Origin of the sequence: Clostridium sp. Cult1, assembly GCF_021655095.1 — a bacterium.
Classification (GTDB): Bacteria; Bacillota; Clostridia; order Tissierellales; family Tepidimicrobiaceae; genus Schnuerera.
This window is the reverse complement of record NZ_PPXW01000001.1, coordinates 1631846-1647577: the sequence shown is the minus strand read 5'-3', so window position 1 is coordinate 1647577 and position 15732 is coordinate 1631846. Positions and strand designations below refer to the sequence as shown.

Genomic DNA, 15732 nt, shown 5'->3' with positions numbered 1-15732 from the left:
TGGAAGGTGTTTATATGTTAGATAATAAGCAGGTTGTTATAAGGCTTCTTTTATCTATATTGTTATCGGGTTTTATTGGCATAGATAGAGAGAGTACTCAAAAACCAGCTGGTTTAAGAACTCATATTTTAGTTTCATTGGGTTCTACTTTAATAATGCTATTATCTATATATCTTAATACCGAATCTCAGTATTATTCAGATAGAATTGCTGCTCAAGTTATAAGTGGAATAGGTTTTTTGGGGGCAGGTACTATATTAAGAAAGGATACAGGAGTAATAACAGGGCTAACTACTGCTGCTAGCTTATGGGTTGTTGCTGCTATTGGATTAGCGGTTGGTGCTGGTTTTTATTTGGCTGCTATAATATCTACTATATTGGTAATTATTACTTTAATGTCATTTCATAGATTTGGAAGAAGAATAAAGGCTAAAGGTTATCATTACATTACTTTAAGCATAGTGTCAGTAGATAAGCCTGGACAGATTGGAAGAGTTGGACAAATATTAGGTGATTATGGTGTTAACATACTTAGTATAGATATAGAACATAAAGATGAGGAATTGATTAAAATTAATCTAGAAATTGGGATGAAAGAGCTTAGTAAAAAATATGAAATGATGAATTCTCTTGCAAGTATAAAGAATATAATGGAGGTATCCCAAAGTGGCTAAAGGGGGCAATAGCAAAAAGTGAATAATACTAAAATAGAATTAATGCAAATCCTAAAAAAGAATCATATTTTAGTAGATTATGATATAGATTCAATATTTGTTAAAAAAGTAAAACTAAATAAAAACAAGAACATGATTGAAATAATATTAGCTTCAGAAAGTATTGTAGCAGAAGAAATATTAGATAAAATAAGAAGTATTTTTGAAAGTAAATTTGATGGTTTAAACGTGTTAATCAGTATCAAATATGATGATTTAGAAGAACTGGATAAAATATTCAATAAGTATTGGAATAACATATTATATTGCATTGAAAAAGAAATACCTTCTAGTACATCTTGGGTAAAAGAATTAGAATATGAAATAAAAAATAATTCTATAAAAGTTTTTCCTACAAACGAAATAATAAAATTTGCTCTGGTAAGTAATAGAATTGATAATAAAATTAAAGCTAAAATAATTAAAGAATTGAATATAGAAATGAATATAATTATTGACGAATCTAGAATAGAAGATAATGGCCATGAAATTATTGAAAATACAATTAATGAAGAAAAAATTATATCCTTAGAGACGTTAAACAATAATGAAAAGATCGGTAAAAACAAACCTAAGCAAAAAAAAGCATCTCCTAATGGAAATTATATTTTTGGTAAAAAGATTGAAGAAGAACCAATGAAGATTAAAGATATTACTCTAAATACTGGTTCCGCTATAGTAGTAGGAGAAGTTTTTCAGATTGAAATAAGGGATATTAGAGGTAATAGAAAGTTAGCTATATTTAACATAACAGACTTAACCGATTCTATAACTGTAAAAGTATTTCTTAATGAAAAACAGTTTGAAGATTTTGAGACTAATATTGTAAAGGGTTTATATGTAAAAATAGAAGGAGATGTTGTATTCGATAATTATTCAAAATATCTAGTACTAATGCTTAAATCCCTAAATATATTAGAAAAACAAGAAAGAATGGATATAGCTGAAGAAAAGCGTGTAGAATTACATCTCCATACTCAGATGAGTTCTATGGATGGGATAAATAGTTTTAAAAAGCTAGCTAAAAGGGCTAAAAAATGGGGACATACCGCTATTGCAATAACAGATCACGGAGTAGTTCAAGGTTTTCCTGAAGCTATGGAAGTTAGTCAGGAGCTAGGAATCAAAGTTATATATGGTGTAGAAGGTTATTTGGTTAACGATAAAAAACCTATAATATCTAATTATGATAGTGAAAAAGATTATGATACTTTTGTGGTGTTTGATATAGAAACTACTGGTCTTTCACCTAAAAATGATATGATTACGGAAATAGGTGCAGTTAAAATAGAAAAGGGTAAAGCAGTAGGGGAATTTAGCCAATTAATTAATCCAGAAAGGTCTATTCCAAATAAAATTATTAACTTAACTGGTATTACTAATGAAATGGTAAAAGATAAACCTACTATTCAGGAGGTTTTACCAGAATTTGAATCCTTCATAGATGGGGCTGTATTAGTTGCACATAATGCTTCATTTGATATATCGTTTATAAGAGAACAACTTGCAAAACTAGGGAAAAAGCTAACTAATCCTGTTTTTGACACATTGGAACTATCTAGAGCTCTATTTCCTCAATTAAAAAGTCATAGACTTAATTTAGTGGCTAAACATCTAAATGTAAGCTTAGTAAACCATCATAGGGCTGTAGATGATGCTAAGGCAACTTCTGAGATATTTCTAAAATCTATGGATTTACTAAATAAAAATGGAATTACCGAATTTGATAAAATAAACAAACTCATTGAGGAAAAAGATATTGCAAAGGATGAATCTTATCATATTGTAATTTTGGCCAAGAATTTAACGGGATTAAAAAATTTATATAAATTAATATCTCAATCTCATTTAAACTATTTTTATAGGAAGCCAAGAATTCCCAAAACCTTGCTTAATAACTATAGAGAAGGATTAATATTAGGAAGTGCTTGTGAAGCAGGGGAACTATATAAGGCAATTTTGAAGAATAAAAGTTATAATGAATTACAGGATATTGTAAATTTCTATGATTATTTGGAAATTCAACCCTTAGAAAATAATATGCATTTAATTAGAAATGGATTGGTAAAAGGGAAAGAAGAGTTAATGGCTATTAATAAAAAAATTGTAGAAATGGGTGAAAGGTTCAATAAACCTGTTGTTGCAACTGGAGATGTACATTTTCTAGACCCTGAAGATGAGGTTTACAGAAGAATACTGATGTTTGGCCAAGGCTATTCTGATGCTGATTTACAACCACCTTTATATTATAAGACTACAGATGAAATGCTAGAAGAGTTTGGGTACTTGGGCCAAGAAAAAGCTAAAGAAGTGGTTGTTAAAAATTCTAATATAATTGCAAATATGGTAGAAGAAATAGATCCTATTCCAAAGGGTACTTATCCTCCTGTAATAGAAGGTGCTGAAAAAGAATTAAGAAAGATTACCTATAATCGAGCTATTGAAATATATGGTGATCCTTTACCTAATTTAGTGAAAGAAAGGTTGGATAAGGAATTAAATTCAATTATTAAGAATGGATACGCTGTAATGTATATTATAGCTCAAAAATTAGTGTGGAAATCTTTAGAAGACGGATATTTAGTAGGTTCAAGAGGTTCAGTCGGTTCTTCTTTTGTTGCAACTATGAGTGGAATTACTGAAGTTAATCCTTTAGTACCTCATTATGTATGTCCTAGTTGTAAATATAGTGAATTCATAGAAGATGGATCTATAGGGTCAGGAATTGATTTACCAGATAAAGATTGCCCAAAATGTGGAGAAAAGATGATAAAAGACGGTCATGATATTCCTTTTGAAGTCTTTTTAGGATTTGAAGGAGATAAAGAACCAGATATAGATTTAAATTTTGCTGGCGAATATCAACCTTCTGCTCATAAATATACAGAAGAACTATTTGGTGAAGGTTATGTTTTTAGAGCTGGAACTATAGGTACTATTGCTGATAAAACAGCTTATGGTTTTGTAAAAAAATATCATGAAGAAAAAGGGTTAAATGTTCATCCAGCTGAAATAAATAGACTTGTACAAGGTTGTACTGGAATTAAAAGAACCTCTGGACAACATCCTGGTGGGGTTATGATAGTACCAAAAAATAAAGAAATTTATGACTTTACACCTATTCAATATCCAGCTGATGACAAAAAATCGGGAGTAATAACCACTCATTTTGATTATCACTCAATTAGTGGTAGAATTCTAAAACTGGATATCTTAGGACATGATGTTCCTACCATAATAAGGATGTTAGAGGAGATCACAGGAGTAGATCCAAGTAAGATTCCTTTAGATGATAAAGAAACTATGGAATTATTCACTAGTGTTAAGCCATTAAATATGGATGATAAAGAAATAAATATTGAAACAGGCACTTTGGGTATACCAGAATTCGGTACAAAGTTTGTACGGCAAATGCTAATGGATACAAAACCTACTACTTTTGCTGAATTAGTCAGAATTAGTGGTTTATCCCATGGTACTGATGTTTGGCTCAATAATGCACAGAATCTAGTTAGAAATGGCATAGCATCACTAAAGGAAGTTATTTCGACAAGGGACGATATTATGCTCTATTTAATCTACTCTGGTCTTGATAAAAAAAGAGCTTTTAAAATAATGGAAAAGGTAAGAAAAGGAAAAGGATTAACAGATGAAGATGAAGAATACATGAAAAGATTCAATATACCAGAGTGGTATATTGAATCATGTAAAAAAATAAAGTATATGTTTCCAAAAGCTCATGCTGTTGCTTATGTTATGATGTCTTATAGAATTGCCTATTTTAAGGTTCATCATCCTGAGGCTTTTTATGCTACTTATTTTACGACTAAAGCACAAGATTTTGATGCTCATTTGGTTTTAAAAGGGCAGGAAGCTGTGAAGGAAAAAATTAAAGAGCTGGAGGGTTTATCTAATCAAATGACTGCAAAGGAAAAAAACCTTCTTACTGTTTTAGAAGTTGTTCAAGAAATGTATGCAAGAGGGTTTAATTTTGAAAAAGTTGACCTTTATAGATCAGATAGTGATAGATTCTTAATAGGCGAAAATGGAATATTGCCTCCCCTTAAAAGTTTAGAAGGGGTAGGAGAGACTGCAGCAAGAAACATTGTTAAGGAAAGAGAAAATGATAAATTCTTATCTATAGAAGATTTTGTCACAAGAACAAAGGTGAGTAAAACTGTGGTAGAAGCACTTAGGGAACATGGTTGTTTTAGTGATTTACCTGAAAGCAATCAAATTAGCCTTTTTAATATTTGATTTTCCCTAGGAATATGATATAATTATAATGATTAAGTTGTGTGGACAATACAAGGTTAATTTGCTTAATAGAGTGGGCTGACCCACTCTTAATTTGTTTGAATTAATCATAATAAAACTAAAGGTATATTTCTTTTTATATTACAAAAAATAGGTATGATTTTATGGAGGTGATAATTTGAGTAAAAAAAATATTATTAGAACTGTAAAAGAACATTGTGAACCTATAATAGAGGATCTTGGATATGACTTAGTAGATTTAGAGTATATTAAAGAGAATGGAAACAATATTTTAAGGTTTTATATAGGTAAACTAGATGGCATAAGTATCGACGATTGTCAAAGGGTAAGTGAGCAAGTAGGAGATAAATTAGATGAACTAGATCCTATAGATGAAAGCTATTATTTAGAAGTTTCTTCACCAGGATTAGATAGACCTTTGAAGACTGATAAGGATTTAAAAAGGAATATTGGTAAGGATGTAGAGATCAGCCTTTATAAAAACATAGATGGAAAAAAGAAATATATTGGACAATTGATAGACTATGATGAAGAATTTATTCAAATAAAAGAAGATAGTTTAGGATATAAAAAAATACAAAGAGAAACAATTTCAAAGATTAAATTAGCAGTAAAATTTTAAGGGAGGTTAAATTAATGAATGCAGAGTTTATTGATGCCCTTGAAGAAATAGAAAAGGAAAAAGGGATATCTAAAGAGATCATTTTTGATGCTTTAGAATCTGCACTAATTTCGAGCTACAAGAAAAACTTTGGTTCATCTCAAAATGTAGAAGTAGAAATAGATAGAGAGACAGGAAGAGTAAGAGTAATTGCAAAGAAGATGGTTGTTGATGAGGTTGAAGATGATTTATTGGAAATAGATATTGAAGAGGCAAAAAAAATAGATGATATTTATCAACTTGGAGATATTGTAATTGTGGAAGTAACTCCAAAAAACTTTGGAAGGATTGCGGCTCAAACAGCAAAACAAGTAGTTATACAGCGGATAAAGGATGCAGAAAGAGATGTAATATATGATGAATTTATAAATAGGGAGAATGAAATAATTACAGGGATGATCCAAAGGATTAGTAAAAATAATGTATATATTGATCTGGGTAAAACGGAAGGCATATTACCTCCTACAGAACAAATAGAAGGGGAAGTATATAACCAGGGAGATAGAATAAAGCTAATTATATTAGAAGTAAAAAAAACAACTAAAGGACCTCAAATAATACTTTCCAGATCTCATCCTGGATTGGTTAAAAGGTTGTTTGAATTAGAGGTTCCTGAGATTCATGAAGGTGTTGTGGATATTTATGCTATATCTAGGGAGGCAGGTTCTAGGACTAAAATTGCCGTTCATTCTAAAGATCCTAATGTAGACCCTGTGGGCGCTTGTGTTGGGTTTAAAGGCAGTAGGGTAAAAGCTATAGTTGAAGAACTCAACGGGGAAAAAATAGATATTATTATATGGAGCAATAATATTGAAGAGTTTATAGCTAATAGTTTAAGTCCTTCAAAGGTAGTAAAAGTAGAAGTTAATGAAAGAGAAAAATCAGCTTTGATAATCGTGCCAGACTACCAATTATCCTTAGCAATAGGTAAAGAGGGTCAGAATGCTAGGCTGGCAGCTAAGTTGACAAATTGGAAAATAGATATTAAAAGCGAAAGTCAGTATGATGGTGAGTTAGAATCTTAGAATTTAGTGGGGTGATATTTTGAGAAAGAAAAAAATACCTCTAAGAAGATGTGTTGCATGTAATGAAAGTAAATCTAAGAAAGAATTGATTCGGGTGGTAAAAAATAAGGATGGAATTATTAATGTTGATTTAACAGGAAAGATGAATGGTAGAGGAGCTTATATTTGCTCAAGTATAGAATGTTTAAATAAAGCTAAAAAAAGTAAAAGATTAGATAGGGCATTGGATATCCAAATACCTGATGAAATATATGATAATTTAAATGAAATAATTAATGTTGATCAGAAATAAAATATGGAATTATCACCTGTAAAAATACTGGGGGTGTATAGTTTGATAAAAATAAGAGTATATGAACTTGCTAAAGAACTTGGGATGTCAAGTAAGGACTTAATTGAAAAAATGAAAGAATTAGATTTAAATGTTAGCAGTCATATGAGCTCATTAGAAAGCGAAGAGGCAGAAATGATAAAAGAACTTTTTGAAGAAGATAAAGAAGTTTCAAAAGAAAAGAAAAATATTGATAAAGGAAATAAGATGAATAAAACACAAAAAAATGATAATAAACAAAAGAGTGAAGAGACAACTTCCAAGTCTGATAATGAGAAAGATAATAATATTATTGAAATAGGAGATAATATTATAGTTAAAGATTTAGCAGATATGATGGGTGTAAGCTCAACTCAAGTAATAACTAAATTAATCGGTTTAGGTGTTATGGCTAATCAAAATCAATCTATCGATTTTGATACTGCTAGCATTATTGGGGATGAATTTAATTTTAAGATTGTTAAGGAAGAAATGGAAGATGGGGAAGATATAGAGAAGGAATTTGATCTAGATTTTGAAGACGATCCTAAAGATTTAAAGCCAAGGCCACCTGTTGTTACAGTAATGGGCCATGTTGATCATGGGAAAACTTCTCTTCTAGATGCTATTAGAAAAACTTCTGTAACTACACAAGAAGCTGGAGGAATTACCCAACATATAGGTGCTTCCATAGTAAATGTAGAAGGTAAAAAAGTTGTTTTTCTAGATACTCCTGGTCATGAGGCTTTTACTTCTATGAGGGCTAGAGGTACTCAAGTCACAGACTTAGCTATATTAGTTGTTGCTGCAGATGATGGAGTAATGCCTCAAACTATAGAGGCTATCAACCATGCAAAAGCAGCAAATGTACCTATAATTGTAGCTATAAATAAGGTTGATAAACCAGATGCAAATATTGATAGAATTAGACAAGAATTAGTTGAACATGGATTAGTACCAGAAGAATGGGGTGGGGATACTATTAGTGTACCCGTTTCGGCTTTAAGAAAAGAGGGTATAGATGAGTTACTAGAAATGATCCTTTTAGTTGCAGAAATGCAGGAATTAAAAGCTAATCCTAATAGGAAAGCTGTAGGTACTGTTATTGAAGCTCAGCTTGACAAAGGCAAAGGCCCTATTGCTACTGTGTTAGTACAAAAAGGTACCTTAAAGGTAGGAGATATGATTGTTTCAGGAAGTGCAAGTGGAAGAGTAAGAGCTATGTTTGATGATAAAGGCAAAAAAGTGAAGAAAGCTGGCCCTTCAATACCAGTAGCTATTTTAGGTTTGTCTGAAGTGCCACTATCAGGTGATTTATTATATGCTGTTGAAGATGAAAAGACAGCAAGAGCTTTTGCTGATAAAAACAAAGAACTAGTCAGAGAAGAACAATTAAAATCTTCACAGAAGATATCTCTAGACGATTTGTTTGAAAAAATCCAATTAGGTGAGATTAAAGATCTTAATATAATCATAAAAACCGACGTAAGAGGAACTATTGATGCGATTAGACAATCTTTGGAAAAATTAGAAAATGATGAGGTTAAAGTAAATGTCATTCATGGTGGTGTTGGAGGTATCACTGAAAGCGATGTAATGTTAGCTTCTGCATCAAACGCTATAATCATTGGTTTTAATGTTAGACCTACTTTAAATGCATTGGATATAGCAAAACATGAGAAGGTAGATGTAAGAACTTATAGAGTTATTTATGATGCAATAGAAGATATTAAATCTGCTATTAAGGGGATGTTGGAGCCTAAGTATGTAGAGGAAGTTATTGGTAGAGCTCAGGTTAGGGCCATTTTCAGAGTACCTAATGTAGGTGTAGTTGCAGGAATCTATGTACAGCAAGGAAAAGTTACTAGAAATAGTACTATTAGATTATTAAGAGATGATGTTGTTGTCTTCGAAGGAAAGGTATCATCTTTAAAAAGATTTAAAGATGATGTGAGAGAAATAACTACAGGATATGAAGGTGGACTAGGTTTAGAAAATTATAATGATATAAAAGAAGGAGATATTTTAGAATCATATATTATGAAAGAAGTGGAAAGATAAGGGGTGTAACCTTATGAATAACAAGAGGATAAATAGAATTTCTGAGGAAATTAGGAAGGTAGTTTCAGAATTAATAACAAGGGAGATCAAAGATCCAAGAGTAAATCTAATGACTAGTGTTACAAAGGTACAGGTAACTAATGATTTAAGCTATGCAAACATATATGTTAGTGTATTAGGAGACAAAGAAGTAAAAGAGGACACTTTGAAAGGGTTAAAAAGTGCCAAGGGGTTCATTAGAAAAGAAATTGGAAATAGGATTGATTTAAGGCATGCACCAGAACCTGTTTTTCATCTTGATGAATCAATAGAACACAGCCTTTATATTTCTAAACTTATTGAAAAAGTTAATAGAGAAGATGGGGATAAAAAAGGAGATAGGGATGAATAATTCAATAGAGGTTTTAATGTTAGATGCAATTGAACTGATTAAGAAGTCAAATAATATTTATTTGGTTTCTCATGTGCAGCCAGATGGAGATAATATTGGTTCTACATTAGCCTTAGCCAGGGCTATTGAAAAGCTTAAAACTAATGTAAAAGTGCTCAAAGTAGATGATATACCTTCTGACTACCAGTTTTTACCTGGAATAGATAAGATTAAAGATTATTCTGTAGATGAATCAATAGACTTATTAGTGTCTTTGGATTCTAGCGATTTGCATAGATTAGGCCCAGGTAAGGAATTTGCCTTAAAAGCTAATAAGGTTATTAATATTGATCATCATATCACAAATGATAATTTTGGAGATATAAATATAGTATCTCCTTCATCTGCTGCAACAGGAGAAATAATATATGAGTTTATTAATAAAATGGGAGTAGATATAGACAAAGATATTGCAACTTGTTTATATACTGCTATTAGTACAGATACTGGAAGCTTTATGTATAGCAATACAAGTTATAAAACTCATTTAATTATTGCAGAATTATTGAAAACTGGAATTGATGCAGATAATATTAATATTAATTTATATCAGAGTAGGAGCATGGCTAGAACAAAACTATTTATAGATTCTATGAATAGCCTGGAAACATACTTAGAAGGAAAAGTTGGGATTATAGTCGCAACTCAGGATATGTTAAAAGCTAATCACGCTAAAATGGAGGATACAGAAGGTCTAATATCTTTCGTAAGAGGTATTGATTCTGTAGAAGTTGCTTGTCTACTAAAAGAAGTTGATGAAAAGGAAGTAAAAATAAGTTTAAGAAGTAAGAAACAAATTGATGTAGCTAAAATATGTAATAAATTTAATGGTGGAGGACATGTTAGAGCAGCTGGATGTACTATTTTTGAAAATGTTAATGTAGCAAAGGATATTATTTTAGAAGAAATTCTAAAGAACTTTAGGTGATTTATATGGATGGAATAATAAACTTATTTAAACCTAGGGGCTTTACCTCCCATGATGCAGTATCTAAGATGAGGAAAATATTAGGTATGAAAAAGATTGGACATACTGGAACCTTAGACCCAAATGCAACTGGGGTTCTTCCCTTATGTATAGGAAAAGGAACACGAATTAGTGAATATTTATTAAATGTAGATAAAGAGTATATAGCTGAATTAACTCTAGGCATGGCTACAGATACTCAGGATATAGATGGTAATGTTACTAATTGTTCATCAAAAAAGGTTAGTAAATTAGATATATACAATGCTTTTGAAAGCTTTATAGGAGAAATTGATCAGATTCCCCCTATGTATTCGGCACTGAAAAAGAATGGGAAAAAATTATATGAGTTAGCCAGAGAAGGTAAGACGATAGAACGTCCTTCTAGAAAAGTAAACATATATGATTTGAGAATATATAATATAATTGATAATAAAAAAGTTATTTTTTACGTTAAATGCTCTAGGGGAACATATGTAAGGACATTATGCCATGATATAGGAAAAATTTTAGGAACATTTGGATATATGTCTTACTTAATTCGAATTGGCGTAGGTAATTTTAATTTAGAGGATAGCTATAGTTTTGATTATATAAAAAGTTTAGATAATGATAAACTAAAGTCTATAATCTGTCCTATAGATAAAAGTATAGGTCATATGGACTCTTTAGTTGTTGAGGATAGATTCTATAATGGGTTAATTAATGGAAATATTATACCTTTTGCAAATGATATATTTAGTCTTTCTCAAACAGATAAACCTGCCAGAGTATATTGTAAAAATACTTTTATAGGAGTGGGAAGAATTATATTTAGAAATAATATACCCAGTTTAAAAATGGATAAAGTTTTTGTGTAAGGTGGTAAATATGGAAATAATAGATTTAAATAATTTTGAAGAGAATATATATGAAACCGGCATAGCTTTAGGGAATTTTGATGGAATCCATGTTGGTCATCAATATTTAATAAAGGATAATATAAAAAAGGCAAAAGATAAAAATTTAAAACCTTCAGTTTTATTATTTAAAAATCATACAAAAACCCTATTAGGAAATAAAGAAAGTTCAAAACTAGAAATTATTACTCCTTATGATCAAAAATTAAATATACTAGCTGAATTAGGCATTGAAGTAATATATACTATAAATTTTGACAAAAGTATTATGAAATTATCACCAGAAGAATTTGTAAAAGACATCTTAATTAATAGATTAAAGGCAAAACTAGTAACTGTTGGATTTGATTATAGATTTGGACATAAAGCAGCAGGAGATAGTGAGTATTTGTTATTCTTAGGAGAAAAGGAAGGATTTCAAGTCAATATTATTAAACCAATCTATGTAAATAACGAAGTAGTTAGCAGTACTAGAATACGTAATCTTATTAAATCAGGATATATTAAAAAAGCAAACAATCTTCTTGGGCGTGATTATTTTATTATTGGAAAGGTTATTAAAGGGAAAAGTAGAGGAAGTAAAATGGGTTATCCTACTGCAAATCTAAAATTGGATAACAATTACATTATTCCTAAGATAGGAGTATATAAGACTATTACTCTTTTAGATACCAAAGAGTATACCAGCTTAACCAATATAGGTTACAACCCAACTTTTAATGAGAACGAACTAAAGATAGAGAATTATATTTTAGATTTTAGCGGTGATCTCTACAATAAATTTATAGAAGTAAAGTTTGTTGAATTCATCAGAGATGATATTAAATTTAATACTACTACAGAGCTAATTAAACAGATTGAAAAAGATGTAGAATATGTTAAAAAGCATCAATAATATTTACAATTGGAAAGATATATGATAATATTAACTTGATGTATAAATTACCACTTGCTAAGTTTATCGTACCTCGGCGATTTACTTAGCTTTTGGTGAAACTAAATTTAGAGGAGGTATAAAAATGACAATGACTAAAGAACAAAAAGCTCAAATTATCGAAGAATACAAATTACATGAAGGTGATACGGGTTCACCAGAAGTTCAAATTGCAATCTTAAGTCACAGAATCAATTCTTTAACAGAGCATCTTAAAGCCCATAAAAAAGATCACCATTCAAGAAGAGGTTTATTCAAAATGATAGGTCAAAGAAGAGGTCTATTAAGATATTTAGAGAAAAAAGATATTGAGAGATATCGTGCATTAATTGAAAAATTAGGAATTAGAGGATAATAAGAGCGGGGATCTATCCCGCTCTATTGATTTATTTTTTACTTTAAACTTATATAGTGTTTATTGAAAACTAATTTTATTTATTAACCTAAACTATTAGTGTTTTTAATAAATAAAAGGTTATAATAATAATATGTTTAAATTATCAAAAGGAGGTAGAGCATGGAAAGGCAGTTTCAGTATAATTTAGCTGGGAGAAATCTTTCTATTACGATTGGAAAAGTAGCTGAACAAGCCAATGGTGCATGTTTACTCCAATATGGAGATACAGTTGTACTAGTCACAGCTACAGCTTCTAAAGAACCGAGGGAAGGGATAGATTTTTTCCCATTAAGCGTTGATTTTGAGGAAAGGTTGTATTCAGTAGGTAAAATTCCAGGAGGTTTTATTAAGAGGGAGGGTAAACCTAGCGATAAAGCAATACTAACATCTAGGTTAATCGACAGACCAATTAGACCTCTTTTTCCAGATGGATACAGAAACGATGTACAAGTTATTGCTACTGTACTATCTGTTGATCAAGATTGTACACCAGATATAGTTGGGATGATTGGCTCTTCTATAGCTTTAACTATATCAGACATACCTTTTAATGGGCCAACAGCCTCTGTTTTAGTCGGATTAGTTGATGGAAGATTTGTTATAAATCCTACGGCTGAAGAAAGGGATAAATCAAGTATTCATTTAGTAGTTTCAGGAACCAAGGATGCAATTATGATGGTAGAGGCAGGAGCTAATGAGATACCTGAAGAAACTATGTTAGAGGCTATATTATTTGCACATGAAGAAATAAAAAAATTATGTGGCTTTATTGAAGAAATTAAAAAGGAAGTAGGTAAGGAAAAGCAAGATTTTATAGTCTTTAAGCCAGATAGTCAAATTGAAAAAGAAGTTAGAGAATATACAACAGAAAAGCTTGTTACCGCAATACAAACCTTTGAAAAACAAGACAGAGAAGAAGCAATTGATAAAGTGATGGAAGAAACGCTAGAGAAATTTGTGGAAAAGTATCCTGATAATGAAAAGGATATCGTTGAAACAATGGAGGAAATATTAAAAGAAGAAGTTAGAAGACTTATTCTAGAAGAAGGAATTAGACCTGATAATAGAAAGGAAGACGAAATTCGACCTATAACTACTGATGTAGGATTGTTACCTAGAGCTCATGGCTCTGGATTGTTTAAAAGAGGCCAAACTCAAGTATTGACTGTTGCAACTTTGGGAGCTGCTAGTGATGTGCAAATAATAGATGGAATAAGCGAAGAAGAATCAAAGAGATATATGCATCATTATAATTTTCCGCCATATTCTGTTGGTGATACTAGAGTTTTAAGAGGGCCAGGAAGACGTGAAATTGGGCACGGCGCGTTAGCTGAAAGGGCTTTAGAGCCTGTTATTCCAGCTGTCGAAGATTTCCCTTATACAATAAGACTAGTATCAGAAGTATTAAGTTCAAATGGTTCTAGTTCTCAAGCTAGTGTATGTGGTAGCACTTTAGCTTTATTGGATGCAGGAGTACCAATAAAGGCACCTGTAGCGGGAATTGCAATGGGATTGATAAAATCAGACAGTAAGGTTGCTATATTATCGGATATTCAGGGTTTAGAAGACCATTTAGGAGATATGGATTTTAAAGTTGCAGGAACAGAAAAAGGAGTAACTGCTATTCAAATGGATATCAAAATATCTGGTATAGATAGGGCTATATTAAGTGAAGCTTTAAGAAAAGCCAGAGAGGGAAGACTGTATATATTGGAAAAAATGAAACAGGCGATTTCTGAACCAAGAGAAGAATTATCTCCTTATGCACCAAGGATAATTACAATGCAGGTCCATCCAGATAAAATTAGGGATATTATAGGACCAGGTGGTAAAATGATTAATAAGATAATAGATGAAACTGGTGTTAAAATTGATATTGATGATGATGGAAAAGTATCCATAGCTTCTGAGAATATGGAAAATGGAGAAAAAGCAATGGAGTTAATTAATCAAGTAGTTAAAGATGTAGAAGTTGGAGATATTTATATGGGTAAAGTGGTTAAAATTGTTCCTTTTGGAGCTTTTGTAGAAATTATCAATGGGAAAGAAGGCTTGCTTCATATATCAAACATTGCTAATGAAAGGATTAATAAAGTTGAAGATGTATTGGCCAGCGGTGATCAGGTGTTAGTTAAGGTAATAGATATAGATAATCAAGGAAGAATAAATTTATCGAGGAAAGCAGCATTGCCAAAAGTAGAAAAGGAATAAAAATAAATTTAGTACTAAATGCATGAACCCAATTTAGGTTCATGTTTTTAATTTTTATAAATATTTGAATATAATTTTCTATCCTTCTGAATATAAATAATGGTAGAAAGATCTTTGGAGGGGTAGATATGAGAATATTAATTGTTAATAAGAAGGTTGCATCTATATTATTACTCATTATTTTGATAATAATAGTTGTAGGGATCTATTTTTCCTTTTATAATAGAGTAGATGAAACATTTAAAATGGATATATATTATAAAGGAAATGTAGATGATAAGGTTATATCTTTTGCATGTAATGTAGATTGGGGTAATGAATATATTCAACCTATGTTAGAAATTTTCTCCGTAAACGATATTAATATAACTTTTTTTGTTACTGGAACTTGGGCTAAAAAGAACCCGGAATTGCTAAAAACTATGTATGAGGCTGGGCATCAAATTGGTAATCATGGATATAGACATATAGATTATGATAAACTTAGTTATGAAGGAAATAGAGAAGAAATATTAAAAGCCCATAATATTATATATGATATTTTAGGTATTGAACCTGAATATTTTGCTCCTCCATCTGGAGCATACAATGATAATACTTTAAAAGCAGCAAAGGATTTAAACTATGATGTCATTATGTGGACAATTGATACTATAGATTGGAGAGAAGATAGTACTAAAGATAAAATAATAAATCGAGTAATTAGTAAAATTGATAATTCAGCTATTGTATTGATGCATCCAACTAAAGAAACGGTGAAATCATTACCTGAAATTATATCTTTTCTATATAAAAAAGGTTACAAGATTGGTACAATAAGTGATGTAATTGAATAATAATTATTTA

The 15732-nt window shown here is 30.7% G+C and carries 13 protein-coding genes; all 13 read left to right on the top strand.

Annotated features, from left to right (window positions below):
• The first annotated feature begins 14 nt into the window (after positions 1-14).
• The gene (locus C3E89_RS08140) at positions 15-674 is read left to right on the top strand and encodes an MgtC/SapB family protein (RefSeq protein WP_236911939.1); all 660 of its coding nucleotides are present in this window, start codon (positions 15-17) and stop codon (positions 672-674) included.
• A gap of 18 nt (positions 675-692) precedes the next feature.
• Positions 693-4970: a PolC-type DNA polymerase III gene (locus tag C3E89_RS08135; RefSeq protein ID WP_336512940.1), complete on the top strand. Its 4278-nt coding sequence runs from the start codon at positions 693-695 to the stop codon at positions 4968-4970.
• A gap of 178 nt (positions 4971-5148) precedes the next feature.
• Positions 5149-5613 carry a ribosome maturation factor RimP gene (rimP, locus tag C3E89_RS08130; RefSeq protein ID WP_236911938.1) on the top strand — a complete coding sequence of 155 codons (465 nt, stop codon included), beginning with the start codon at positions 5149-5151 and terminating at the stop codon, positions 5611-5613.
• A gap of 14 nt (positions 5614-5627) precedes the next feature.
• Positions 5628-6677 (top strand): transcription termination factor NusA, encoded by a 1050-nt coding sequence (nusA, locus tag C3E89_RS08125; RefSeq protein WP_236911937.1) that lies wholly within the window; start codon positions 5628-5630, stop codon positions 6675-6677.
• A 19-nt stretch (positions 6678-6696) separates the two neighbouring features.
• On the top strand, positions 6697-6969 hold the full coding sequence (gene rnpM / locus C3E89_RS08120) for an RNase P modulator RnpM (RefSeq protein ID WP_272876593.1): 273 nt from the start codon (positions 6697-6699) through the stop codon (positions 6967-6969).
• 42 nt (positions 6970-7011) lie between these two features.
• A complete protein-coding gene (gene infB, locus C3E89_RS08115; protein ID WP_236911936.1) occupies positions 7012-9048 on the top strand; it encodes a translation initiation factor IF-2 in 2037 nt (678 codons plus the stop codon).
• Positions 9049-9061: 13 nt separating this feature from the next.
• A complete protein-coding gene (gene rbfA, locus C3E89_RS08110) occupies positions 9062-9439 on the top strand; it encodes a 30S ribosome-binding factor RbfA (RefSeq protein ID WP_236911935.1) in 378 nt (125 codons plus the stop codon).
• Positions 9432-10406, top strand: coding sequence for a DHH family phosphoesterase (locus tag C3E89_RS08105; RefSeq protein ID WP_236911934.1), 975 nt, complete (start codon positions 9432-9434; stop codon positions 10404-10406). The genes rbfA and C3E89_RS08105 overlap by 8 nt, the downstream gene beginning before the upstream one ends.
• A 5-nt stretch (positions 10407-10411) precedes the next feature.
• Positions 10412-11305 carry a tRNA pseudouridine(55) synthase TruB gene (gene truB / locus C3E89_RS08100; protein WP_236911933.1) on the top strand — a complete coding sequence of 298 codons (894 nt, stop codon included), beginning with the start codon at positions 10412-10414 and terminating at the stop codon, positions 11303-11305.
• A gap of 10 nt (positions 11306-11315) precedes the next feature.
• Positions 11316-12239 carry a bifunctional riboflavin kinase/FAD synthetase gene (locus tag C3E89_RS08095; RefSeq protein ID WP_236911932.1) on the top strand — a complete coding sequence of 308 codons (924 nt, stop codon included), beginning with the start codon at positions 11316-11318 and terminating at the stop codon, positions 12237-12239.
• Between the two features lie 130 nt (positions 12240-12369).
• Positions 12370-12633 carry a 30S ribosomal protein S15 gene (rpsO, locus tag C3E89_RS08090; protein WP_272876679.1) on the top strand — a complete coding sequence of 88 codons (264 nt, stop codon included), beginning with the start codon at positions 12370-12372 and terminating at the stop codon, positions 12631-12633.
• Between the two features lie 162 nt (positions 12634-12795).
• Complete coding sequence (locus C3E89_RS08085) at positions 12796-14886, top strand: polyribonucleotide nucleotidyltransferase (RefSeq protein WP_236911930.1); 2091 nt, start codon at positions 12796-12798, stop codon at positions 14884-14886.
• Positions 14887-15014: 128 nt separating this feature from the next.
• Entirely contained in the window at positions 15015-15722 is a 708-nt protein-coding gene (locus tag C3E89_RS08080; RefSeq protein WP_236911929.1) for a polysaccharide deacetylase family protein, read from the top strand.
• The last annotated feature ends 10 nt before the right edge of the window (positions 15723-15732 follow it).